The sequence below is a fragment of the Methylosinus sp. LW4 genome (assembly GCF_000379125.1).
Classification (GTDB): domain Bacteria; phylum Pseudomonadota; class Alphaproteobacteria; order Rhizobiales; family Beijerinckiaceae; genus Methylosinus.
Genome location: NZ_KB900626.1, coordinates 1678814 through 1701800, shown reverse-complemented (window position 1 = coordinate 1701800; position 22987 = coordinate 1678814). Strand labels below are relative to the sequence as shown.

Genomic DNA, 22987 nt, shown 5'->3' with positions numbered 1-22987 from the left:
TTCTGTTCGTCTAGATCAAATTTTAGATCAATAGATCTTATTCGGGTGGTTTAGAGTGAATGTTACGAGGTTGAAGAAGATTCGCTGTTTCTACTATTTTGTTTGCGCATCTTAAGTATACTTCGCGAACGTAATGGTTTCCATCTATAATGTCGTTGTCCGACGTGATTGCGTCGCTCATTGAAACGAGACCGACGTAGTCATAGTCCTTGACAATATCCCGCACCAGCTCGGTGTAACGTCGACATTCTGGAAAATCATTTATCAATCGCGTGTTTGGGTTGAGTAATTTGTCATGGTCTATGACGAATATGCACTTTGATCCGAGGGGCATTCGATCGATAATAGCAATGACTCCCTGGGCGCACTCGGAGTGCGTCGGATATTGCACAAATTCGTAGTTTTCTCGCACATGAGCATCTACGAGCAAAATGCTTTGGCGTAACTCGGGTGTATAAAAATCAGCGTGCTGATCCAAGTGCGTTCGCAGCTCCTGTTCGGTACTCAACAGAAAATTGTCTCCTAACCTTGGACCGATTGAGAACGTCCACTTATTGGTTTTGTGCCGTAGGCGAGTGACCTGAAAATAATCGAGCTGAAGGTTAAAAATGTAAATTACGTCGTGATTTGTTGTCTGGAAAAACTCAGACGTGTGCATTTCATTTGCAAGGCCGAGCGCCTTTGCTTCGCTAGCGAAATCTACAGTGGTTCGGTCGAGCGAATCGAGCACCATCGACGCGCTCGCGACGCGAACCCATAGACCATTTGCCGTATAGTTTCCAAGTATCCTCAGTTCTGGCGTGTAGGCTCCGAGATATACGCCTACAGCATGCGCCTCGCACCCTCCGACATATATCATACTCGAAGCGATCGGTGAAATCGACGACGCTGAATTGTCGATCGAATCGACTTGACGGATCCAGTCCACCTCACGAGGAGTAGAGAGATCGGTCAACACCTCGCCGACGACTTGTAATGCTGGTCTACGCAGGAAGTTATAGACCCATTGCTCAACAAGCATCCCTAGCGTACGACATGAAAAGCAGAAATGAATGAGCGCGCTGTTCGCAGATGCGATGTCCGGGCTCTGTAGCAAATTCTCAATAAGGAAAAAGCCGACATAGCCATAGTCCCCGTATTTATCGACGACTCGAATAAGCCCCGCTTGACGCCCCATCGGAGCCATTTCGCGAACCAGCTGCTGTCGCGCTAGATCAATGTCCTCAGGTAAACGCTTCTTCGTATAGTTCAGCTGGTTGGTTCGATTTATAAGTTCGATAGCTCGGTCTATGGAGGACTCGATGTCGTAGTCTACGAAAACTCGTATATCGCTGTTACGCAAAAACTCCCCGTTGCCACCTGTGGCGCTTTCTTGATCGCGTTTGCGAATCTCTAGAATCTGATATTGTTTCAGTCTGGTCAGATTTTCATCACGCTTTCCTTTGAAGCGCCAGTCTCCGAGTATATTTTTGATAAAATGCTCATCCTTGACTTGTAGTCCAGGAACTACGGCCGTAGCTTCAGCACGATTGTTCGGGTTATCGTCGATAAACATGACGGTGGGAGCGCGAAGTTGAAAGTCAGAGATCAGGTTTGCGATACGAAACCCTTTGGGCTCCCAAGATATACTAGGAAGTACAAAATAGTTCAAAATTCCCTTCTCTTCAAGTATTGGAAGAATGGTCGATATGTCATTCTTCGAGCATATCGAGCTGACGATACCGCGCCGCGCGAGTTCGACCACAATGTCGTGATGTTCTTGAACGTATTCTTGAATTCCTCCTTCAGTTAGGGTGCCGCGCCAAAAGGTCTCATCGAGATCCCAGATCACCAGTCTGACGGGCTCAAGCGATCGCACTGCACGTTCGTGTGCGATCTTTAATCCAGATGTCCCTGTTGCAAACACTCTGTATTCAACCGAGGAAATGACGTCGATCTCAAATTCTGCTTCATATTTTCCCCTGCGATCACTTAACTCGCGTGCGGATAGCTCTTTTTTGAAATGAGTCGTTTTTCCCATTTCGGAAACGACATCGACGATGCAGCAAATGGCTTCAGGGTTTTGAACATCGATGGGATTGATGCGGAACTGGACGACGTAGCGACCGCGCTCAAGCGTGGCATATGGGCCGAAAACGATGCAGCCGGAATCGCCCTTAGCGCTCACGATGAAGACCTCGTCATCCTCGCGAAGGACCGAACCGGTCTCATGCAATTGGCTCGCGCGCTGTTCCAATACGTTTTCGTGGCTGCTCACCATCACCATCTCTCTTCTCGGCCAAATCCGGGGCGGATCAGCTGCTTTCATCCTCCCATCAGAGTTGGTTGCGATCAAGGTGGAACTTGTTTGTTTCGGTCGATTCGCTTGTGGGTTCTGAGGGTTCTGACATAGCCGGAGAGCAGATAAGAGCTGAATGAGAGGGATAGTCCGCACTGCGGAGCCGGAACGGAAGCTCTTGTCTTTCCGCGCGATCGAAGCTTGGATGCGCGCGCCGGCCGATGGAATGCGCGGCGCAATGGAGCCCTCATGAGCGGTGAGCTTTCGGATTTGTCCTCTCGTCTCGTCGCCCTGGAGACGGCGCTCGCGCATCAGGACAAGACCGTCGCCGAGCTGAACGACGTCATCGCCTCGCAATGGCGACGGATCGACACGCTGGAGCGGCAGATCGCTCGCCTGCGCGAGGAGTTCCAGATGCTCGGCCACCGCGACGCGCCGGAGCGACCGCCGCCGCATTATTGAGGTGGAGACTGGCTATCTAATTGGATTTATTGAGTTTTTGGTGCCCCTGGCCGGAGTCGAACCAGCACTCCTTGCGGAACTCGATTTTGAGTCGAGCGCGTCTACCAATTCCGCCACAGGGGCGCGGGCCGGCGGGGCCGGCGTCGCGGCGCGGATATTAGCCGGGCCGAAGCCTCCGTCAAGGCGCGCTTCCGCGTTTCGCACGGCCGATGCGCCGCCAGCCTCGCCTCCGGCGCCGCGAGGTGGTAAGCGAGGGGCGCTTCGCCCTTAGAACCGGTTGGAAAATGATCAAAAAGCTCTACGACTGGACCATGTCGCTCGCCGGCAGCCGGCATGCGCCTTTCGCGCTCGGCGCCATAGCTTTTGCGGAAAGCTCCTTTTTTCCCATCCCGCCGGATGTGATTCTCCTGCCCATGTCGCTGGCCGAGCCCAAGCGCTCCTGGTTCTATGCCGCCATCTGCACCGTGGCCTCCGTGGCCGGCGGCGCGCTCGGCTACGCCATAGGCGCGCTGTTCTACGACACGATCGGCCTCTGGCTCATCGATCTCTATGGCTATGCCGCCAAAATGGAGGCGCTGCGGGCGTTCTACGCCCATTGGGGCGCGCTCTTCATTCTGGTGAAAGGGCTGACGCCCATTCCCTTCAAGCTCGTCACCATCGTGTCCGGGCTGATGGATTATAATTTCGGCCTGTTTCTCGCGCTCTCGCTGGTGACGCGCGGCGCGCGCTTCTTCATCCTCGCCGCAGCCATCAATCATTTCGGCGATTTTCTGCGCGACAAGCTCGAGGCGCATTTCGGCCTGTTCATCGGCGTGATGGCGGCGATCGTCGTCGTCGGCTTCGTCGTCGCGGCGAAATTCCTGTGATCGCGGCGCTGCTCTCCACGCGACAACGCGCGGCGCTGGCCGTTCTCGGCGTCGCCGTCGCCACCATCGGCGGCGCCTGGATCATCGAGGCGATGGGCTTCGCCCCCTGCGAGCTGTGTCTGAAGCAGCGGATTCCCTATTACGCCGGCATTCCGCTCGCCGCCTTCGCGGCCATAGCGCTGCAGCGGGGCGGGGAGGGCGCCGCGCGCGTCGCCCTGGCGCTGCTCGGGCTTTTGTTCGCGGCGGGAACGGCGCTGGCGCTCTATCATTCCGGCGTCGAGCTGAAGCTCTTTCCCGGCCCCTCCGAATGCACGGGCGCGCTGAGCAAGGCCGGCTCCTTCGACGATTTCCGCTCCTCGCTCGACAAGATGAAAGTGGTGAGCTGCGATCGTCCGGCGCTGCGCATATTCACGCTCACGCTCAGCAATTGGAATGTGCTGATCTCCGCCGCTCTCGCCGCCGTCGCCTTTCGCGCCGCGCGCGGCGACCGCTGAAATTCTCCGAACGGCCTTGTCGCAGGGCCGGCTCGCGCCATCCTCTGCCCGATAGAGATGTGTCCATTCTCAATCGGCGGCGCGGCCCGCTCGCGAGCAATCGGAGAATTCCATGCGAGTCTTCCAGCAATACGACATGCAGACGCAAGGCGTTCAGACGAGCCCGGACGGCTCGCCCAACACGCGGGCGCTCGGCCGGCATCTCATCCTGCTGGAGAATCGCTTCAACGAATTGGCGAATGACGTCAATCTGATGCAGGACAAGCTGACGAAAATTCTCATCACGCTCGACAAGCTCGCCAATAAGGGCGCGCCGTCCAATGGCCCCGTCACCAGCGCGGAAGCGCTGCGTCGGCTCTTGGGCTGACAGGCGCCGCGAACCTCGGGCCGCAGCTAGCTTTCAGGGCGCGCGCGCCTAACGACTCCGCAGGCGGCGAAGAAAGCGTTCAGACGCTCCGCTTCGCCTTCGAAATCGTCATGGGCGATGGCGACGACTTCGCCGGATCGGCGGTCCACGTCGACCGTTTGTCGGCATTTGTGCGTGTGCCAGCGCTCGCCTTTGCGTATGCGATCCGTATAGATCACGGCGACGGACGTGTCGGAGACGTCGGCTCGATCGATCTCCGATTCGTAGACGACTTCATCGAATGTCGCATGCGCCCAAGCCGAGGCGGCGCGATAGGAGGCGATGATCGCGATGCGTCCCGTCACGACGTCGCCGCCGGTGTCGTAGACGCAATCCTCACTCAGAAAACAACTCGCCGCATCGAAATCATCGCGGTCGAGAGCCTTCGCCAGTCCTTCGACGATCGGGACGATGTCTCGCATGGATATCTTTCCGGCGATGTCGTTATTCAGGAGCGAGCGCGCTCTATTCCACCGCGAGCCGCGCCCTCGCGCGCAGCTTCTCGGTCTCGCTCTTCAGTTGACCGCAGGCCGCGAGAATGTCGCGGCCGCGCGGCGTGCGCACCGGGCTCGCATAGCCGGCGTTGAACACAATGTCGGAGAAGCGCTCGATCGTCTCCCAATCGGAGCACTCATAAGGCGCGCCCGGCCAGGGGTTGAAGGGGATCAGATTGATCTTGGCCGGAATGCCCTTCAGCAGCCGCACCAATTCGCGCGCTTCCGCCGGGCTGTCGTTGACGCCCTTCAGCATCACATATTCGAAGGTGATGCGCCGCGCATTGGAGGCGCCGGGATAGTCGCGGCAGGCGTCGAGCAATTCTCGGATCGGATATTTCTTGTTGAGCGGCACCAGCTCATTGCGCAGCGGATCGCGCACGGCGTGCAGCGAGATCGCCAGCATAGGCCCGCATTCGGCGCCGAGCTTCTCGATCTGCGGCACGACGCCCGAGGTGGAAACGGTGATGCGCCGCTTCGACAGCGACAGCCCGTCGCCATCGGACATGATCTCGATCGCATTCTCGACCTGCTCGAGATTATAGAGCGGCTCGCCCATGCCCATGAAGACGATGTTGGAGACCGCGCGCACATCCGGCCCCGAGGGCACGAGCCCGTCGGTCGGCGGTTCGAGGCCCGGAAAATCGCCGAGCCGCGAGCGCGCGACGAGAAGCTGCGCGACGATCTCCCGCGTCGTCAGATTGCGCACCAGCTTTTGCGTGCCGGTGTGGCAGAAGCTGCAATTGAGCGTGCAGCCCACCTGGCTGGAGACGCATAAGGTGCCGCGGTCGCTCTCGGGAATATAGACGCATTCGATCTCCGCGCCCTTGTCGTTCGCGTCCACGGGGTCGAGCCGCAGCAGCCATTTGCGCGTGCCGTCGGTGGAAACCTGCTCGGCGGCGATCTCCGGCAGCGTCAGCGTGAAGCGTTCGGCGAGCTTTGCGCGCACGACTTTCGAGATGTTGAGCATCTCGGAAAACTCGCGCGCGCCGCGGAAATAGATCCAATGCCACAGCTGCGAGACCCGCATTCTGATCTCGCGCTCCGGTATCTCAATGGCGCGCAGCGCATCGGCCAGCTCGGCGCGCGTGGCGCCGGCCAGCGATGGCCTGGGATCGGAAACGGAAGCGGCGGTCATCTGGGTCCTCTTTCTCGGAAGAAATCAGTATAACATGCGCGCCGGCCGACTCCATGGGGCGGAGAGGGGAACGAAGCGGATATGGGAGACGGGCGGAAAATCGTCATAGCGACCTTCGGCTCGCTCGGCGACCTCAATCCCTATGTGGCGCTCGCGCATGCGCTGAAGCGCCTCGGCTTTCGCCCGGTGATCGCCGCCAGCCTCTTCTATCGCGAGTGGATCGAGAGCGAGGGGCTCGGCTTCGCCGCCGTGCGGCCCGACGTCGACGAGCTCGCCCAAAGGCTGGGCATGGACATGGCCGGGCTCGCCGAGCGCGTCGCGCGCGAGGACGGCTTCATGTTCCGCGAGCTGATCTTTCCTTATCTGCGCGAGAGCTATGAGGATGTCGCCGCGGCCAGCGAGGGCGCGGCGGCGATCGTCGCGCATAGCATCTGCTTTTCGGCCAAGCTCGCGGCGGAGCGGCTCCGCGTTCCGCTCTTCGACGGCGTGGTCTCGCCGCTCTTTCTGCTCTCCGCCTATGATCCGCCGCTCGGCCCGCGCTCGCGCTTTCTGGCGCAGCCGCGCTCGCGCCTGGCGCTCGCTTATAATGAGGCGCTCGGCTTCGCCTTGACGCATTTTCTGGCCTGGCAAGGCCGGCCCATCGCGCGGCTGCGGCGCGCGCTCGGCCTGCCGCATCGGCGCGGACGCGCGCTCTTGACCGGCGGCCCCTATGCGCGGGCGACGCTCGGCCTGCTCAGCCCGCTGCTGGCGCCGCCGCAACCCGATCATCCGGCGGACCTCTTTCTCGCCGGCCACACATTCCACGATCGCTTCACCGATGCGGCGGAGGCGCTGCCGGCGGGGCTGGCGGAGTTTCTCGCCGCGGGCGAGCCGCCGATCGTCGTGACGCTGGGCAGTTTCGTCGTACGCGCCCGCTCGGATTTCTACTGCGCCGCCGGCCGCGCCGCGTCGAGCCTGCGGCGCCGCGCGGTGCTGCTGGTCGCCGATGAGGAGAGGGAGGCGCTGGCCGAGGGGCTGCCGCCGCATCTCTTCGTCGCCGGCCATATCCGCCATTCGCTGATCTTCCCGCGCGCCGCGGCGATCGTGCATCATGGCGGGGCGGGAACTTGTGGGCAGGCGCTGCGCGCGGGGAAGCCGCAGCTCGTCGTCCCCGTCTTCGGCGATCAGCACGACAATGCCGCGCGCGTGGCGCGTCTCGGCGTCGGGAGGCTGCTGCCCTATGAGCGCTGCGCCGCCGAGCGTCTGACGACAGAGCTGGGCGCGCTGCTCGCCGATGAGGGCCATGCGCAGAAGGCTCGCGAGGCGGCCGAGCGCATCGGCCGCGAGGATGGCGCCGCCGCCGCCGCGGCGAAGATCGCCGAGCTGATCGGATGCGCGGCAATTGCGGTCGAGGCTTAAGGATGACAAAGCCGATTCTTGTCGCGATAGCGATGATTTTGCTCGAATTATCCGCGGCCCGGGCCGGGGAGGGGCGCCTGTCGCTGGCCAAGGGCGAGACGCGGACGATCGAATTCGTCGAGAATCCGTCCACCGGCTATGTCTGGCGCTTCGATCGCGAGGCGAGCGAAAATCCGGCCATGGTGCGGGTCGGAGAGGGCGGCTTCGCGCCGTCCGGCGGCGCGCCGGATCGGCCGCTGGTGGGCGCGCCGGGTCGGCGCTCCTTCCGCATAGAGGCCGTCGCCGCAGGGCGGGCGCGTCTCGTCTTCGTCGAAGAGCGGCCTTGGGAGAAGCGCGCCGTTCAGCGGCGGACGATCGATATTCAGGCGCGCTAGCCGTCCTTCGGCTTCAGCGCATCGGCGAGCCGCATTTGCGCGGAGCCGGGCTGCAGCGGCTTTTGCTGGCTCTCATGCGGCGCCCAGCCGGAGAGCCAGACCAGCTCCATTGTCGCCCGCACGCGGCCGTCGGCGTCGGAGAAGCGCGTCGCATAGATTTCCGCCGCGCGCAGCAGAATGGCGCGCCGCAGCGGCTTGCGGGAGCGCTGCGTCAGCACATTGGCCGCGCCCATGGCGCGCAGCTCGGCGCAGAGCGCGAACATTGAATCATAGCGCAGCGTGAAGGAATCGACGTCCGTCACCGGCAGGGCGAAGCCCGCCCGCTGCAGCAGCCCGCCGAGATCGCGCAGATCGACGAAAGGCGAGACGCGCGGGCTGGCGCCGCCGGAAATCTCGTCCTCCGCCTGGGCGAGCGCGGCGCGCAGCTCTATGAGGCTGGCGCCGCCGGGAAAGCAGGCCAGGAACAGCCCGTCCGGCGCGAGCATGCGCCGCGCCTGGGCGAGCGCGCCGGGGAGATCGTCCACCCATTGCAGCGCGAAGCCGGAGACGATGAGATCGAAAGCCTCGGCCGCGAAGGGCAGCGCCTCCTCCTCGGCGACGAGATCGACGCCCGCCTCGTAGAATCGCCCGGCCCGCAGCGGCGCCGGCCGCCCGCCGGCGATAACGGTCTGCGCGAAATGCGCCGCAGGGGTGCAGAGATCGAGCGAGCGGGGGAAAGGGCGCTTTATGCCGGCCAGCCGGTCGGCGAGATCGTCGGCCGCCCGCGCCAATAGAAAATCCGGCGCGCCGCGCGCCGCGGCCCGCGCCAGCCGGCGACGCAGCAGAGCGCGATCGAAGATCGCGGGCGCGGACTGTCCTCTCTCCATGCCCCGTCATGCCCCGAACGCGCGCCCCGCGCAACCGCCGCTCGGCGCGCCGGAAACGAGGCGGCGGAAATAAGGCGGGGATTTCTCGGCATTTGTCGCGCTTTAGCGAGACAGGTAAGGAAATCTTAGTGTTAAACCGTAACCGCAACTATGGGATGGCTGGCGCGGAAGATGGCCCGAGCTAGAATGCGCGACATGTTCGAATGCGACGCCGGCCATTCGGAGAAGGTGAGTCATGTGCATTTCGTTTCGTCAGCGTATTTCGCGTTTCACGGCCGCGGCGGCGCTCGCCGGCGGCCTCGCTCTGCCGGGGGCGGCGAGCGCGGCGCATAATGTCGTCTCGTACAGCGCCCCGGTTCAGGCGGGCACGGTGGTCATCAGCGCCCGCCAGCGCAGCCTGTTTCTGGTGAATGGGGACGGCACCGCCATTCGCTACCCCGTCGCCGTGCCCAAGGCCGGCAAGGAATGGTCCGGCTACGCCCATATCGACGGGAAATATGTGAATCCCGACTGGGTGCCGCCGGCGGTGGTCAAGCAGGACCATCCCGAGCTACCCAATTTCATCCATGGCGGCTCGCCGCATAATCCGATGGGCGTCCGCGCCCTGACGCTGGACCGCAACCAGGTGGCGATCCACGGCACCACCAATAAGATGCGCGCCTCGGTCGGCACGGCCGCTTCCTACGGCTGCATCCGCATGCTGAACGAGGATGTCGTCGATCTCTATGAGCGCGTCGGCGTCGGCACGCCGGTGGTCATGACGCCCTGATCGGAATTTCGAACCCGAATTAGAGACCCGTATAGAGAATAGAGAGCGCTGTCCGATCCGATCGGAGCGGACGGCGCTCGCCAAAGACGAAAGCGGAGCAGGTCCAAGGCTGTCGCGCAGCTTCGCGCAAGGCGCGCGGGGGAGACTTGTCCCATGGTTTTTCGTTCCGCGAATGCTTCAGCTTGTGGACGTCGGCTCGCCGCCTGTAGACCGGCCGGAACGAATCCACCACTGTGCGACAAATCGACGAACGCACTTGAGGTTCGCGCCCACGAAGAGTTGAGTCGGCGGCATTTCAATCGTTTCGAGTATAGTGAACGAGCAGGACGATTCGTTATCGTCGGCGGTTTCCGAGCAATGGGAACGCGAGGCTCGCAGTCAGCGTATGCGTCTCTGAAGAGAGAAGCGTCCGTCGCCCTCGTCTGGCCGACCCTCACATTAGGTTTCGCTCATGCTGATCGCACCTGACAAAGACTTCGACCGTCCCCTGCATCCTGTCGACATCGTCGAGCAATTGGCGGCCACCAACGACTGGAGCTTCGATCGTGACGCCGAAGACGAGATTTCCATCTCGGTCGCCGGCGGCTGGACGGACTATCATGTGGCCTTCACTTGGCTGGCGGAGCTCGAGACGCTCCATGTGAGCTGCGCCTTCGATTTGCGCGTGCCGGAGCGCCGCCGCACCGAGGCGCAGGCGCTGATCCGCACCATCAACGAGCAGCTCTGGGTCGGCCATTTCGATCTTTGGCCGAGCGAGGGTGTGGTCATGCACCGCCAGGGCCTGCTGCTGACCGGCGGCGCCCAGCCCTCCGGCCCGCAATGCGCCGCTCTGCTGGACCATGCGCTGGAGACCTGCGAGCGCTATTATCAGGCGTTCCAATTCGTGCTCTGGGCCGGCAAGGGGGCCAAGGAAGCGCTCGAGACCGCGACCTTCGAGACCAAGGGAGAAGCGTGATTCAAATGGCCGAAGCGGCCGAGCTGCCTCGCTCCGTCACTCTGGTCGGGGCCGGAAAAATGGGTTTCGCCCTGCTGCAGGGCTGGGCGGCTCGCGGGCTTTCGGGCGCGGGCGTCTCCATTGTCGAGCCGCAGCCTTCGCCGGCGCTCGTCGCGCTCGCGCAGGAGCGCGGGTTTCGCCTCAACCCCGAAAATCGCGTGGCCCCGCGCGCGCTTCTGCTGGCCATCAAGCCGCAGGCGCTGGATCAGGTGGCGCCGACGATCGCGGGAGAGGCCGGCGCCGATACGCTCATCGTTTCCATTCTCGCCGGCAAGCGCGTCGCCGATCTTTCCGCGCGGCTGCCGCAGGCGCGGCTTTTCGTGCGGGCAATGCCCAACACGCCGGCCGCCATCGGCCGCGGAATCACCGGCGCCTTCGCCGCGCCCGCCGTCGATGCGGAGAATCTCGCGCTGGCGGAGACGCTGCTCGCCGCCGTCGGCGAGGTGGTCTGGGTCGAGAGCGAGCCGCTAGTCGACGCCGTGACCGCCGTATCCGGCTCCGGTCCGGCCTATGTCTTCCATTTCGTCGAATGCCTCACCCGAGCGGGGATCGAGGCCGGCCTGCCGGAGGAGACCGCGGCGCGGCTCGCCCGCGCGACGGTCGCCGGCGCCGGCGAATTATTGCGTCAGAGCGCCGATGCGACGCCGGCGACGCTCCGGCAGAATGTCACATCGCCCGGCGGCACGACGGCCGCAGCGCTCGAGGTTCTGATGGCGGACGACGGCCTCGCGCCGCTGCTGGAGCGCGCGGTCGCCGCGGCGAAGCGGCGGGCGGGGGAATTGTCCGGCTGAGCGGCGCGAGGCGCTTCCGATTTGGCGAAATCACCCTAAATTAGCTTGCATAAATTAACGTGGAAGCGGCTGGCTTCGAGCGATGTGAGGAGGCGGCGATGGCGACGGGCGGCAAGACCAACGAAACAGGCAATGGGAGCGGCTCGGTCCGCGATCGGATCGTCGAATCCTTGATGCGGCTGGCGGCGCGCCGCGCTTTCGAGGATATCGCCATTTCCGACATCGCCCAGGACGCCGATGTCTCGCTCGCGGATTTCCGCGACAGCTTTCCCTCCAAAGGCGCCGTGCTCGCGGCTTTCTCGCGCAAGATCGACCGGCAGGTGCTGGAGGATTTTTCCGGCCGCTACGCCTCGGAGCCCGCCAAGGAGCGGCTCTATGAGGTGCTGCTGCGCCGTCTCGAGGCGCTGGAGCCCTACCGCAATGCGCTGGAATCGGTGTCGCAATGGGCCTCGACCGATCCGCTGGCGGCGGCCGCGCTCAATCACGAGACGGTCAATTCCATGCGCTTCATGCTGGAGGCCGCCGACATAGACAGCGAAGGCGCGCTCGGCGCGTTGAAGCTGCAGGGCCTCGCTATCGCCTGGTGGCGCGTGCTCGGGACCTGGTTCGACGATCGCGACGTCGAGCTGTGCCGCACCAAGGCCGCGCTCGACCGCGAGCTGTCGCGCAGCGAGGCGGTGATCGAGCGGATCGAGGATGTGAGCCGCTTGACCTCGCCGCTGCGCGGTCTGGCGCGCGCCGTGTTCCGCGGCGTCACCGGCCGCCGTCGTCACCGCCATCATGCGCGCGACCGCGACGACGAGTTCGAGGAAGACTATGAGGAGTCGCGTCGCCGTCATCACCACGCCGAAGACCATCCGCATGGAGAAGGTCATCACCACGGCGAGGACCATCGCCGGCATTCGGACGACGCCACCGCTTGATGGCGGCGTCCGGCCGCGAGGCGCTGAACGGCGATCTACGGCTCAGAGAGAGACGTAGACGAATTTGAGGCCCTTGAGCGTCGGATAGTTCTCGCGCAGCGCCTTGGCGATCTTGCCGACGAGATCCTTGTCGCCGGCGGCCGAGGGGCCGACGAAATCCGTTCCCTGCATCCATGTCTCGAGGAAGCAGTGGAGCGTGTTGTCATAGGCGTCGTCGGTCGGATGCGCCGTCTTGTCGACGAGCGAGGCGATTCCGTCCGTGCTGACCTCGAGGCGCCAGTCACGGTCGTCGACGACCGAGCCGATCAGCTTCGCAATGTCGGCGTCGGTCCATTCGCCCTTCAAATCAACGGCCATTTTCTTCGCTCCTTGCTGCGCGCGGCTTTGGCGCGGGACAAAATGGACGAAGGGCCGGGATCGCCTGTCGGATAGCCGACAGGCGCAAATCGCGGCCCTTCCCGCAGGCTCACTTCTTGGTGAGCTTCGCCACCGCCATGTCGATCGCGGTCGTCGCTTCGCCGACGGTGAGCCACGCCTCGGCGCGGTCCTCGTTCTTGAAGGATTTGCCGAGATTATACGGCTCCTCGCCCGGAACGTGCAGGAAGCAGGCCCATTTTCCGTCGGCCTGCTCCTCGACCGTCACTTTGTAGTCCGCCACGCGGTCCTCCTGTTGCTTTGCTGCGTCTGTTCTCACGGTGCGCCGTTCCGTCTCCGGCGCGACCGTGGAGAAGCAGATTGGGCGCCATATGACGAGACTTGCGGCGGCATGCTTATTGAACCGCGCTTTTGGGCCGGCGGCGCGCCGGCGCACGGAGGACGCATCCCATGACCGACATTGTGGAAGGGCCGGCGCTGGCCGCTCTCTCCTGCGGCAAGCCCGCTTTTCTCGTCGTGATGCTGCATGGGGAGGGCGCGGAGGGCCAGACCATGGTCGATCACGCGCTCAATTGGGCTCCGACCATGCCCAAGGCCGAGTTTCTCTCAGCCGAGGCGCCCGCCGGCGCCGATGGCGTGAAGCGCTGGTTCGACGCCGCTGACCCGGAGGGGCTCGCCGAAGGGCTGGCGGCGCTGGAGCGCTTTCTCGAGGCGGCGCTGGCCAAGCGCCGGCTGCCGGCCTCGCATCTGGCGCTGGTCGGCTTCTCGCAAGGCGCGACGCTCGCGCTGCTGGCCGGCGTCGCGCGGCCGGGGCCGGCGGCGGCGGTGGTGGCCTTCGCTGGCGGTCCCTATGGCGCGGCGCCGTCCATCGGCCCCGATGGCGCGCCGCCCGTGCTGCTGATTCATGGCGACGCCGACGCGATCTCGCCGCTCGCCGCCGTGCGAGAGACCAAGGCCGCGCTCACCGGGCAGGGCGCCAAGGTCTTGTCGATGACGCGCAAGGGCCTCGATCATGCAATGGACGATGACGGGGTGATCGCGGCCGGCGATTTCCTCACCGAGCATGTCGTGCACAAGAAGAGCGCGGCGCATGACGATCACGATCATGACCACGACGATCACGACCACGATCACGCGCATTGAGGCTCGGCACGGCTCTTGCGGGACGAGGCCAGGCACATTGCGAAAGGAGATCGGACCATGGCCCTGACCGCCGAGGACATAAAAGAAGGCAAATGCTATGCGACCCGCGGACCCGAGCGATACAAGGTGATCGCCATTAATCCGCGCGGAATCGTCACCTTCCTGACCTGGGAAGGCAATCAGAAGCCGAGCCCCCTGCGCGCCAATTGCGGCATGAAGGCCTTTCTCGAAGGCGTGACGAAGGAAATCCCCTGTCCGGCGGAGGGCTGAGCGTCACACCGGCAAGGTGACGGTCGCGCGCAAGCCGCCGAGCGGCGAGCCTTCGAGCGTCACCTCGCCGCCATGCGAGCGCATGATGTCGCGCGCTATGGCGAGGCCGAGACCCGAATGGCTCTCGTCCTGATTGCGCGACTCGTCCAGCCGGTAGAAGGGGCGGAAAGCGTCCTCCCGCCGCTCGACCGGAATGCCCGGGCCGTCGTCGTCTATGTGGATGGTCAGCATATGGCCGTCGTTGACGGCCGTGAGCGATATGTTTTTCGCATAGCGCTGGGCGTTGCCGACGAGATTGGCGAGGCAGCGGCGGAAGGCGGCCGGACGCACGGCCACCTGCCTGCGGCCGGCGAAGCTCGTCTGCGCGCCGAGGCCGCGCCGCTCCGTGTCGGTCTTCAGCTCGTCGAGAATGGCGGCGACGTCGGTCTCCGCCGTCGCCTCGCCGCCGTCGCCGCGCGCGAAGGCGAGATAGGCCTCGACCATGCGCTCCATCTCGTCGACGTCTTTCTTCAGCTCATTGGTCTCCGCGGTCTCGCCGATGAGGGCGAGCGAGAGCTTGAAGCGCGTGATGATGGTGCGCAGATCATGCGACACGCCATTGAGCATGGTCGTGCGCTGCTCCATGGCGCGCTCGACGCGGCGCTTCATCTCCAAAAAGGCGGCGCCGGCTTGCCGCACCTCGCGCGCGCCGCGCGGGCTGAAGGCGACCTCGCGGCCCTTGCCGAACTCCTCCGCCGCGCGGGCGAGGCGCAGGATCGGGCGGATCTGATTGCGCAGGAAGGAGGTGGCGATGGCGATGATGACCAGCGAGGCGATCACGGTCCAGATGAAGAAGATTTCCGAGTTGGACGCATAGGCCTGGGTGCGATGGGCGAGTAAGCGCATCACCGAATCGTCGAGCGCGACGCGGATTTCGACGATGTTGGAGCGCCCCACCGTGTCGATCCAGAAGGGACGCTGCAGGCGCAGCGACAATTCCCGCGACAAAGTATGGTCGAGCAGCGAGAAGAAGGGCTTGGCGGCGGGCGGCGGCAGCGGCTCCTTGGGCAGGAAATGAACGTCTATGCTCAAATCCTCGCCGGCGATGCGCTGGATGATGTCGCGATGCTCGTCCTTGGGAAAGGCCTCGTAGAAATCGGTGAGCGCGGCGACGTCGCGCGCCACGGCCGCGGAGAGGCGCGACGTCACCGCCTGCCAATGCCGCTCCATGAAGAAATAGGCGACCGCCGATTGCAGCAGCACGATCGGTAGAATCACGATCAGCAGCGAGCGGGCGTAGAGGCCTTTGGGCATGCGCTCGTGCAGCCAGCCGGCGAATCGCCGCCAGAGCTGGCGCGGGGCGTCGAGCGCGGCGGGGAGGGCTGAGGTCATTGCGCTTTTCCGTATTCCTCGTCCGGTCCGATGACGGCCTCCGCCCACAGCCTGTAGCCGCGGCCGCGGATCGTCTGCAAATGGCGCGGGCCTTGCGCGTTGCTCTCGAGCTTGCGGCGCAGCCGCGCCACCTCGACATCGACGCTGCGTTCGCCCGCGCTCTCGACTTTGCCATTGACGAGGCGCTGCGCCAACCTCTGCCGTGACACGATCTCGCCCGCATTCGTCGCCAGCACGCGCAGAATCTCCTCTTCGCGAGTCGTCAAATGGACGATTCGATCATGCTCGCGCAATCGGCCCTTTTCGAGATCGAAGCCGAAGGCGCCGAAGCGCACGCTCGCCGCCGCCGGGGCGGGGCGGGCGGCGCGGCCGGCGCGGCGCAGAATGCTGGCGATGCGCAGCGACAATTCGCGCGGCTCGAAGGGCTTGGCGAGATAATCGTCGACGCCGGCCTCGAGCCCGGCCACGCGATCGGCCGTCTCGCCGCGCGCGGTCAGCATGAGAATGGGGGAGGAGCGCAGCGGCTCCGCCTCGCTGCGCAATTTGCGCGCGAATTCCGCTCCGCTCTCGCCCGGCATCATCACGTCGAGGACGATGAGGTCGAAGGTCATGTCGGCGAGCCGCGCGCGCGCCTGGGCGGCGTCGGCGGCGGCGCTGACCAGATATCCCTCGGCGGCGAGATAGCGCGACAGCAGCGAGCGTATGCGCCTGTCGTCGTCGACGACGAGAATATGCGGGCCGGGCTCGGCCGCGGTCTGCGGCGCCGGCGCGCTCATGCGGCGTCGTCTTCGGCGAGCGGCCGCCGGCGCCGGCGCGGCGGCAGATGCGCGCGCACTTTCTCGCGGTCGGCGACATTGACCATGGCCAGCAGAAAATCCGCGGTCGCCTCGCGCGCCTCCGGCGGCAGCTCGCCGAAGACGCGGCGGAAGCGCTCCGATTGCAGCGCGGCGAGCTCCTGGGCGAGACGCGCGCCCTTGGCCGTCGGATAGAGGAGGCGCTGGCGGCGATCGGTCGCGCCCTCGCGCGCCTCGACGAAGCCGGCGTCGAGCAATTGCTTGAGCACGCGGTTGAGGCTCTGCTTGGTGATCTTCAGAATATCGAGCAGGGCGGCGATGGCGAGGCCGGGGCGGCGATAGACGAAATGCAGCACGCGGTGATGGGCGCGGCCGAACTGGTAATTCTCGAGCAGACGGTCGGCGTCGCCGACGAAATCGCGATAGGCGAAAAAGAACAGCTCGATGAGATCGAACATGGGCTCGCTCTCGGGCGCCGGCTCGCGTCCGACCAGCGCCTGCGTCGAGGCCGGGCGCGGTGGCTTGCGTTCGATGGATGTTTTCACGTCGGGAACCGCTATATGTCGGTGGAAGCGAAAAAGCCGTGAACCATGCCCCGGACAGGGCGCTCGGAAGCCCGTCCTCTGAATGGGAGGGTCAAACGCTCCCTCCGACGCCGCTCGATCGTTCTGAACTTATACGTCAGCTATATTGACATATTTCTGACCGATGGCTAGTGGTTTGGAGAAGGCCGGCTCGAGACCGGCCGCCGCGTGGGACGGCTCCCTCTTTTTTCGCCCTTGACCTCATCGGAGTGTCGGATGTCGGTTTTGCCCTTCGACCAGCGCGACGGCTACATCTGGTTCAATGGCGCGCTCATCCCCTGGCGCGACGCCAAGCTCCATGTGCTCTCGCACGGGCTGCATTACGGCTCCAGCGTGTTCGAGGGCGAGCGCGCCTATGGCGGCGTGATCTTCAAATCCACCGAGCATTCCGAGCGCTTCAAGCGTTCCGCGCAAATCCTCGATTTCGAGATTCCCTATAGCGTCGCCGAGCTGGACGCCGCCAAGGCCGCGGTGGTGAAGGCCAATGGCTTCGACAGCTGCTATGTGCGGCCGGTGGCCTGGCGCGGCAGCGAGATGATGGCCGTCGCCGCGCAGAATTCGACGATCAATGTCGCGATCGCCGTGTGGGACTGGCCGAGCATGTTCGACGTCGCCACCAAGATGAAGGGCATTCGTCTCGACATCGCCGATTATCGCCGGCCCGATCCGCAGACCGCGCCCTCGCTGGCCAAGGCGGCGGGCCTCTATATGATCTGCACCATCTCCAAGCATCGCGCCGAGCGCCGCGGCTACGCCGACGCTCTGATGCTGGACTGGCAGGGCCGCGTCGCCGAATGCACCGGCGCCAATATCTTCTTCGTGAAGGACGGCGTGCTGCACACGCCTCTCGCGGATTGCTTCCTCGACGGCATCACCCGCCGCACGGTCATCGATCTCGCCCGCCGCCGCGGGATGGAGGTGGTCGAGCGCCGCATCCTGCCGGAGGAGCTGCCCGAGTTCAGCGAGTGCTTCATCTGCGGCACGGGCGCCGAGGTCACGCCGGTCGCCGAGGCCGGCCCCTATCGCTTCACGCCGGGCGCCATCTCGCGCACGCTGATCGAGGACTACACGCGCGAAGTCGATCCGAAAGCGGCCGCCGCCTGAGCTTCGCCGCGTAAAGCCGCGCGCTAAAGAGACATTCGCGCGCCGGCGACGGGTCGAGAAAGCGATATCCGAGACGATTTGCTTCGTGTCCTACGCGTCTTCGTGGTAAAAAATCCCTCGAAGGCGCCATTGACGCGACGGGCCGAGGGGTTGGCGAGGCATGGGAAAGGTCACTGGGTTTCTGGAAGTCGACCGGCAGGACCGCAAATACAAGCCGGCCGCCGACCGCATCCGCCATTACGATGAATTCGTCATTCCTCTCTCGGAGGAGGCGACGCGCAATCAGGCGGCGCGCTGCATGGATTGCGGCATTCCGTTCTGCCACAATGGCTGCCCGGTCAATAATCAGATCCCGGATTGGAACGATCTCGTCTACAACGGCGACTGGCGCCGCGCGCTGGCCAATCTCCACTCCACCAATAATTTCCCGGAATTCACCGGCCGCGTCTGCCCCGCGCCCTGCGAGGCCTCCTGCACGCTGAATCTCGTCGACCAGCCGGTCACGATCAAGACGATCGAATGTTCGATCGTCGATCGCGGCTTCGAGGCGGGCTGGATCGCGCCGGAGCCGTCGAAGACCAAGACCGGCAAGCGCGTCGCCGTCGTCGGCGCCGGCCCCGCGGGGCTCGCCGCCGCCCAGCAGCTGGCGCGCGTCGGCCATGACGTGCATGTCTATGAGAAGTTCGCCAAGGCCGGCGGCCTGCTGCGCTACGGCATTCCCGACTTCAAGATGGAGAAGCATCTCATCGACCGCCGCGTGGCGCAGCTCGAGGCGGAAGGGGTGGCCTTCCACTACAATGTGCATGTCGGCGTCGATCTCGAGACGGAGAAGCTCGTCGCCGAGCATGACGCCATCGTGCTCGCCGGCGGAGCGGAACAGCCGCGTGATCTCCCCATTCCGGGGCGCGATCTGCGCGGCGTGCATTTCGCCATGGATTTCCTGCCGCAGCAGAACCGCCGCGTTTCCGGCGAGCCGCTCGTCACCAATGAGCCGATCCTCGCTTCCGGCAAGCATGTCGTCGTCATCGGCGGCGGCGACACCGGCTCGGACTGCATCGGCACATCGGTGCGCCAGGGCGCGCTTTCGGTGACGCAGCTCGAGATCATGCCGCGCCCGCCGGAGAAGGAAGCCAAGCTCGTCACCTGGCCGGACTGGCCGCTGAAGCTGCGCACCTCCTCCTCGCATGACGAGGGCTCGACGCGCGAGTTCGCGGTGATGACGCGCGAGTTCATCGGCGCCGACGGCGCCATCACGGGCCTGCGCTGCGAGCGCGTCGACGGCAAGCTGGCCGCCATTCCCGGCAGCGAGTTCACGCTGAAGGCCGATCTCGTGCTGCTGGCCATGGGCTTCGTCTCGCCGGTCCGCGAGGGTCTGCTGGAAAAGCTCGCGGTCACGCTGGACCCGCGCGGCAATGTGGCCGCCGACGTCAAATCCTATCGATCGTCACGCGAGAACGTCTTCGCGTGCGGAGACATGCGGCGCGGGCAATCGCTCGTCGTATGGGCGATCCGCGAGGGCCGGCAGTGCGCCGCCTCGGTGGACGCCTTCCTGATGGGCGAAACAAATCTACCGAGGTGAGGAAAAATGCCCACGGCCCTGTGGTACTGTGAGAATATCGGAAATTCCGCGCTGCCTTATCTGCTGCTCGCCATGCCGATCGGCGGAGCCTATCTCTACGGGCAGAAGAAGACGCGCATCGCCTGGGCGCTGATCGGCGTCTGGGTCGTCGCGCAGATCATCATGTCCGGCCTGACCAACGCCAATTGCGTCGGCTGACGCCGCCGAGCCGAAAATAAGACGCCGGCGCTCGTCGCGAGACGAGCCGCCGGCGTTTTGCGTTCAGAGAACGTGGACCTGCGTGCCGACCTTCACGCGGCCGTAGAGATCGCTGACGTCGCCGTTCAGCATGCGGATGCAGCCGGAGGAGACGCCATGGCCGATCGTCCAGGGCTCGTTGGAGCCATGGATGCGGAACATCGTGTCGCGGCCGCCGGAATAGAGATACATGGCGCGCGCGCCGAGCGGATTATTGGCTCCGCCCGTCATATGGCGCGGCAGATCCGGGCGGCGGTGGAGCATGGCGGACGGCGGCGTCCAGGCCGGCCACGCCTCCTTGCGGCCGATATGCGTATGGCCATGCCAGGTGAAGCCCGGACGGCCGACGCCGACGCCATAGCGGATCGCCTGACCGTCGTTCATCGACAGGTAGAGATAGCGATTTTGCGTGTCGACGGTGATCGTTCCCGGCCGCTGGCGGGTCGGATCGGCGACCACGGAACGCGTCGACGAATATTCGCCGGAGAGCTGGCCGTCCGAGGAGGACGGGGCGCTCGCCGCCGCCGAGCGTCCGCTGAACAGAAAGGCGAACGGATTTTCGAAAGCCTGCGCGGCGGGCGCGGCGCAGCCGAAGCCCAGCACGAGCGCGACAGAAAGAGACGAACGACGAAAATACATGATGGATACTCCCTTCGAGGCCCTCGGGCCTTTCGAGCGGGAGAAAAATGCAGCGCCGGGGCGCCCGTTCCCTCGAGACGCCGGCGCCGGCGCGCTTCATTCGAGACGAATTGAATGCGGAATTGACGGTTTCCGCGCGTTTTGAGCGAACGGTCCCGCTCAGCGCGTCTCGACGGCCGAGGGGGCGACGACGGGCGCCGGGGTCGAGGCCTGCGCAGGAGCCGGCGTGGAGACGGGCGTGACCTTGGCGCCGCCGCGCGGCCAGGAGAAATCATCGGCGCGGCCGGGCTGGCTCGGCTGCTCGCCGCCCTCGACGAAAATATGATCGACGAGCGCGCGCGCCGCGGCGGCTTGCGTCGCCTCCGTCGTGGAGGGGGATTTCACGCGCCGCGCCAGCTCGCCGTCGGCCGCGAGGGCGGCGCCGGTCAGCGGTTGCGTCTGGCCGATCGCCGGGCGGTCCGCGGGCAGAGTGGGCGCGACCGCCGGAGTCGGGCCGCTCGGCGCGATGATCTGCACCGGCGGCGCGACGACGGCGGCCTCGGCAGGCGGCGCCGGGGGCAGGGCGGCTTCCGTCGGCGCGGCGTCCGGCGCCGGATGGCGCGCGTCGAAGAGCCGCTTGATCTCGCCCTCGACGAAATGGGCGAGCTTGCGCGCGCCGACATCGGTGAAATGGACGCCGTCCGCCGACCGCAGCTTGACGATGCGCCCGTTTATATCCGGGCCGAAGGCCTGATATTGGTTGCGGTCATCGGCGAAGGCTTCCCAAATATCGATGAAAGCCGCGCTGTCCTGCGCCGCCGCCTGTCGGTAGATGTCGTTGAGCTTCGCCATATCGACGGCGAAATGCTCGTTCTTGGTGACGGGCAGAGAGACCCAGACGAGCGGAATCTTCTTCTCGCGAAACGCCGCGCGCACCGCCTCCACCCGCTGGGCGTAGCGCTCGCGCCAGCGCGGCGACAGGGTCTCGATCGTCTCCGCGCCCTCGTGAATGGCCTGACGATCATTGGAGCCGATCATGATGACGGCCATGTCGATCTTGTCGCCGCCGGCGAGCAGCTCGCGCGCGGCTTTGGGCCAGTCGAAATAATCCTCGCGCACCAGGCCCGTGCTGTCCTTGGCGCGGTGCAGGATGCGAATGTCGGGACGGTCCGCATAGGCCTCGTCCAAGCCGTCGGCCAGCATCTGGCCCAGGCTGTCGCCGATCACCGCCACCTGGAACGGCGGCGGGGCGTTGGGGTCCTCGGGCTTTTGCGTCTTGTCCTTCTTGGCCGCCTTGCTCTGGCCGTGCCAATAGGCGGGCGCGCTATATTCGCGATGCGGCACCAGCCGGCGCATGCGGCCGGCGTCGCGCGCAGCCGGGCGGGCCTGCGGGGGGTGCTGTCGGCCGCCGAACAGCCCCTGGAAGAAATCCGCGACCGGGTCCTGCGCCCGCGCGCTGTCCATGCCGCCCGAGAGCAGCGCGAGAAGGAGAATCGCGAAAAGGCCGAGGGTGCGGGAAAAGCTGCGCATATCGACAATATAGCGCGGCCCCGGCGGCAAAGCGATCCGGCGCCGCGCTGAGAGGCGCGTGCGCCGGGGCCGAGTTCAGAGATCAGCGCAAATGCGCGGGGGCTTGCGGATTATTCGCGGGATTGGTGTCGTGCTTGGAGAGCTTCTCCACCACGCCGGCGCCCACCAGAGGCGCGAGATCGGCCTCGAGCGCGTCCGCGGCGGCCTTGGGATAGACCTCCTCGCCTTCCACATAGATGGAGAAGGATTTGACGTGCTTGGCCTTTTTGGCCGGGTCCTCGATCGTCGCCTTGGTCCATTTGTAGAGCGGAAAATGCTCGACGCCCTGCTTCTCCGCCTCAGTGACATAATTGACGAAAGCGTCGAACTGATTGCTCAGCGCCGCGTGATGCTTGGCCAAGATCGCGGCGATCGGGGCGATCGCCGCATTCTGCGGATCGGTGCGGGCGATCTCGGCGAAATCGTCGCTGATGTTCAGCCGGATCTGATATTCCCACTCTTCGCTCATCGTCATGCTCCTCGGAATGCCCGCATCGGGCTCAATTGGCGCGGCGCGGCGGTTTCGTCGCGATATTGCGCTCGGCTTGGCGCTCGGCCTGCTGCAAGGCGGCGAGGCAGGGACTTGCCGAAGCTCGCGCCTCGGCGGCGCGGGCGCCGGCGCGATCGGTCCAGGCCGAACGCCGAAAGCCGCTGAAGTAATTATAGAAGCCGAGAGTCGACCGCGGCGCGAGGCCGAAACGCCAGGAGGCGTCGCCGAAGAACGGATCGATCTCGCGTAGCAGCGTCCGATCGGAGGAGAGCGATTGCCGCCAACTCGGCGGATCGCCGGGGCCGCCGAAGGGCGTCAGACGCCGCGTCTGAATATAGCCCGTCTCGCCGTCGTAGGAGACGATGCTCCATTTCGGCCCTTGGCGCACGAGCACGATGGACGACAGCGCCGGTATGACGCCGATGAGATGCTCGCCGCTTCCAGCGTCGCTGCGAAGCGCGGCGTCCTGAAAAACGCAAGCGGGCCGGGCCGCCGTCTGTCCGGCGAGACCGAGCGCCGCCGCGGCCGCGCAGATCATGCGAGTTGCGCTTCTCATGCAGTCCTTCCATGAATTCAGCAATATCCTAGTGAATAAGTAGG

At 64.8% G+C, this 22987-nt stretch carries 28 protein-coding genes and 1 tRNA gene; 15 read left to right on the top strand and 14 right to left on the bottom strand.

Annotation, left to right across the window (positions count from 1 at the left end; translation table 11 throughout):
* Positions 1–37 precede the first annotated feature (37 nt).
* Positions 38–2335 carry a hypothetical protein gene (locus METLW4_RS26410; RefSeq protein ID WP_210162318.1) on the bottom strand — a complete coding sequence of 766 codons (2298 nt, stop codon included), beginning with the start codon at positions 2333–2335 and terminating at the stop codon, positions 38–40.
* A gap of 192 nt (positions 2336–2527) precedes the next feature.
* Between METLW4_RS26410 and METLW4_RS0108635 the strand changes: the two genes are divergently transcribed.
* The gene (locus tag METLW4_RS0108635) at positions 2528–2740 is read left to right on the top strand and encodes a SlyX family protein (RefSeq protein ID WP_026191362.1); all 213 of its coding nucleotides are present in this window, start codon (positions 2528–2530) and stop codon (positions 2738–2740) included.
* A gap of 38 nt (positions 2741–2778) precedes the next feature.
* Here METLW4_RS0108635 and METLW4_RS0108630 read toward each other — a convergent pair.
* A tRNA-Leu gene (locus METLW4_RS0108630) sits at positions 2779–2863 on the bottom strand.
* A 161-nt stretch (positions 2864–3024) separates the two neighbouring features.
* Between METLW4_RS0108630 and METLW4_RS0108625 the strand changes: the two genes are divergently transcribed.
* The 3 genes from METLW4_RS0108625 (at position 3025) to METLW4_RS0108615 (ending at position 4467) form a co-directional block, all read left to right on the top strand.
* Positions 3025–3606 (top strand): YqaA family protein, encoded by a 582-nt coding sequence (locus METLW4_RS0108625; RefSeq protein ID WP_018265809.1) that lies wholly within the window; start codon positions 3025–3027, stop codon positions 3604–3606.
* Positions 3603–4100 (top strand): disulfide bond formation protein B, encoded by a 498-nt coding sequence (locus METLW4_RS0108620; RefSeq protein ID WP_018265808.1) that lies wholly within the window; start codon positions 3603–3605, stop codon positions 4098–4100. Before METLW4_RS0108625 ends, METLW4_RS0108620 begins: the two co-directional genes overlap by 4 nt.
* 112 nt (positions 4101–4212) lie before the next feature.
* The gene (locus tag METLW4_RS0108615; RefSeq protein WP_018265807.1) at positions 4213–4467 is read left to right on the top strand and encodes a hypothetical protein; all 255 of its coding nucleotides are present in this window, start codon (positions 4213–4215) and stop codon (positions 4465–4467) included.
* Positions 4468–4493: 26 nt separating this feature from the next.
* On the opposite strand, the gene METLW4_RS0108610 is transcribed toward METLW4_RS0108615, so the two are convergent.
* Both METLW4_RS0108610 and rlmN read right to left on the bottom strand, forming a co-directional pair.
* Complete coding sequence (locus METLW4_RS0108610; protein ID WP_018265806.1) at positions 4494–4928, bottom strand: hypothetical protein; 435 nt, start codon at positions 4926–4928, stop codon at positions 4494–4496.
* Between the two features lie 43 nt (positions 4929–4971).
* Entirely contained in the window at positions 4972–6138 is a 1167-nt protein-coding gene (gene rlmN / locus METLW4_RS0108605; RefSeq protein WP_018265805.1) for a 23S rRNA (adenine(2503)-C(2))-methyltransferase RlmN, read from the bottom strand.
* A gap of 81 nt (positions 6139–6219) precedes the next feature.
* On the opposite strand from rlmN, the gene METLW4_RS24440 reads away from it, so the two are divergent.
* Together METLW4_RS24440 and METLW4_RS24435 are read left to right on the top strand one after the other, a co-directional pair.
* A complete protein-coding gene (locus METLW4_RS24440) occupies positions 6220–7536 on the top strand; it encodes a glycosyltransferase (RefSeq protein WP_018265804.1) in 1317 nt (438 codons plus the stop codon).
* A gap of 2 nt (positions 7537–7538) precedes the next feature.
* Positions 7539–7910 carry a protease inhibitor I42 family protein gene (locus tag METLW4_RS24435; protein ID WP_018265803.1) on the top strand — a complete coding sequence of 124 codons (372 nt, stop codon included), beginning with the start codon at positions 7539–7541 and terminating at the stop codon, positions 7908–7910.
* Here METLW4_RS24435 and METLW4_RS0108590 read toward each other — a convergent pair.
* Positions 7907–8776 carry a methyltransferase domain-containing protein gene (locus tag METLW4_RS0108590; protein ID WP_018265802.1) on the bottom strand — a complete coding sequence of 290 codons (870 nt, stop codon included), beginning with the start codon at positions 8774–8776 and terminating at the stop codon, positions 7907–7909. The genes METLW4_RS24435 and METLW4_RS0108590 overlap by 4 nt on opposite strands.
* Positions 8777–9011: 235 nt before the next feature.
* Between METLW4_RS0108590 and METLW4_RS0108585 the strand changes: the two genes are divergently transcribed.
* From METLW4_RS0108585 to METLW4_RS0108570, 4 genes are all read left to right on the top strand, one after another.
* Positions 9012–9545, top strand: a complete 534-nt coding sequence (locus METLW4_RS0108585; RefSeq protein WP_018265801.1) for a L,D-transpeptidase — start codon at positions 9012–9014, stop codon at positions 9543–9545.
* A 451-nt stretch (positions 9546–9996) separates the two neighbouring features.
* Positions 9997–10500, top strand: a complete 504-nt coding sequence (locus METLW4_RS0108580; RefSeq protein ID WP_018265800.1) for a YbjN domain-containing protein — start codon at positions 9997–9999, stop codon at positions 10498–10500.
* Positions 10501–10505: 5 nt separating this feature from the next.
* Positions 10506–11330: a pyrroline-5-carboxylate reductase gene (gene proC / locus METLW4_RS0108575; protein WP_018265799.1), complete on the top strand. Its 825-nt coding sequence runs from the start codon at positions 10506–10508 to the stop codon at positions 11328–11330.
* A 98-nt stretch (positions 11331–11428) separates the two neighbouring features.
* Positions 11429–12253 (top strand): TetR/AcrR family transcriptional regulator, encoded by an 825-nt coding sequence (locus tag METLW4_RS0108570; RefSeq protein WP_018265798.1) that lies wholly within the window; start codon positions 11429–11431, stop codon positions 12251–12253.
* Positions 12254–12295: 42 nt separating this feature from the next.
* Here the strand turns inward: METLW4_RS0108570 and METLW4_RS0108565 are convergent, their stop codons facing one another.
* Positions 12296–12610, bottom strand: a complete 315-nt coding sequence (locus METLW4_RS0108565; RefSeq protein ID WP_018265797.1) for a hypothetical protein — start codon at positions 12608–12610, stop codon at positions 12296–12298.
* A gap of 109 nt (positions 12611–12719) precedes the next feature.
* A complete protein-coding gene (locus tag METLW4_RS0108560; protein ID WP_026191360.1) occupies positions 12720–12911 on the bottom strand; it encodes a hypothetical protein in 192 nt (63 codons plus the stop codon).
* 167 nt (positions 12912–13078) lie between these two features.
* Between METLW4_RS0108560 and METLW4_RS0108555 the strand changes: the two genes are divergently transcribed.
* Both METLW4_RS0108555 and METLW4_RS0108550 read left to right on the top strand, forming a co-directional pair.
* Positions 13079–13771 carry an alpha/beta hydrolase gene (locus tag METLW4_RS0108555; RefSeq protein WP_018265795.1) on the top strand — a complete coding sequence of 231 codons (693 nt, stop codon included), beginning with the start codon at positions 13079–13081 and terminating at the stop codon, positions 13769–13771.
* A 57-nt stretch (positions 13772–13828) separates the two neighbouring features.
* On the top strand, positions 13829–14041 hold the full coding sequence (locus METLW4_RS0108550; RefSeq protein WP_018265794.1) for a hypothetical protein: 213 nt from the start codon (positions 13829–13831) through the stop codon (positions 14039–14041).
* A 3-nt stretch (positions 14042–14044) separates the two neighbouring features.
* Here the strand turns inward: METLW4_RS0108550 and METLW4_RS0108545 are convergent, their stop codons facing one another.
* Genes METLW4_RS0108545 through METLW4_RS0108535 form a run of 3 tightly spaced genes read right to left on the bottom strand, consistent with a single transcriptional unit; the run spans position 14045 to position 16751 of the window.
* Entirely contained in the window at positions 14045–15412 is a 1368-nt protein-coding gene (locus tag METLW4_RS0108545; RefSeq protein WP_018265793.1) for an ATP-binding protein, read from the bottom strand.
* Complete coding sequence (locus tag METLW4_RS24430) at positions 15409–16188, bottom strand: response regulator (protein WP_018265792.1); 780 nt, start codon at positions 16186–16188, stop codon at positions 15409–15411. Before METLW4_RS24430 ends, METLW4_RS0108545 begins: the two co-directional genes overlap by 4 nt.
* Positions 16185–16751 carry a MarR family winged helix-turn-helix transcriptional regulator gene (locus tag METLW4_RS0108535; protein WP_018265791.1) on the bottom strand — a complete coding sequence of 189 codons (567 nt, stop codon included), beginning with the start codon at positions 16749–16751 and terminating at the stop codon, positions 16185–16187. The genes METLW4_RS24430 and METLW4_RS0108535 overlap by 4 nt, the downstream gene beginning before the upstream one ends.
* A gap of 255 nt (positions 16752–17006) precedes the next feature.
* Between METLW4_RS0108535 and METLW4_RS0108530 the strand changes: the two genes are divergently transcribed.
* The 3 genes from METLW4_RS0108530 (at position 17007) to METLW4_RS0108520 (ending at position 19671) form a co-directional block, all read left to right on the top strand.
* Positions 17007–17894 (top strand): branched-chain amino acid aminotransferase, encoded by an 888-nt coding sequence (locus tag METLW4_RS0108530; RefSeq protein ID WP_018265790.1) that lies wholly within the window; start codon positions 17007–17009, stop codon positions 17892–17894.
* A gap of 160 nt (positions 17895–18054) precedes the next feature.
* Positions 18055–19473: a glutamate synthase subunit beta gene (locus METLW4_RS0108525; protein WP_018265789.1), complete on the top strand. Its 1419-nt coding sequence runs from the start codon at positions 18055–18057 to the stop codon at positions 19471–19473.
* Positions 19474–19479: 6 nt separating this feature from the next.
* Positions 19480–19671 carry a hypothetical protein gene (locus tag METLW4_RS0108520; RefSeq protein ID WP_018265788.1) on the top strand — a complete coding sequence of 64 codons (192 nt, stop codon included), beginning with the start codon at positions 19480–19482 and terminating at the stop codon, positions 19669–19671.
* Between the two features lie 63 nt (positions 19672–19734).
* Here the strand turns inward: METLW4_RS0108520 and METLW4_RS0108515 are convergent, their stop codons facing one another.
* The 4 genes from METLW4_RS0108515 to METLW4_RS0108500 all read right to left on the bottom strand — a co-directional run bounded on the left by METLW4_RS0108515 (position 19735) and on the right by METLW4_RS0108500 (position 22943).
* Entirely contained in the window at positions 19735–20349 is a 615-nt protein-coding gene (locus METLW4_RS0108515) for a L,D-transpeptidase (RefSeq protein WP_018265787.1), read from the bottom strand.
* A gap of 159 nt (positions 20350–20508) precedes the next feature.
* Positions 20509–21858 carry an SGNH/GDSL hydrolase family protein gene (locus METLW4_RS24425; protein ID WP_083919309.1) on the bottom strand — a complete coding sequence of 450 codons (1350 nt, stop codon included), beginning with the start codon at positions 21856–21858 and terminating at the stop codon, positions 20509–20511.
* Between the two features lie 82 nt (positions 21859–21940).
* Entirely contained in the window at positions 21941–22366 is a 426-nt protein-coding gene (locus METLW4_RS0108505) for a hypothetical protein (RefSeq protein WP_026191359.1), read from the bottom strand.
* A 31-nt stretch (positions 22367–22397) separates the two neighbouring features.
* Positions 22398–22943, bottom strand: a complete 546-nt coding sequence (locus METLW4_RS0108500; protein ID WP_157234994.1) for a hypothetical protein — start codon at positions 22941–22943, stop codon at positions 22398–22400.
* Positions 22944–22987 lie beyond the last annotated feature (44 nt).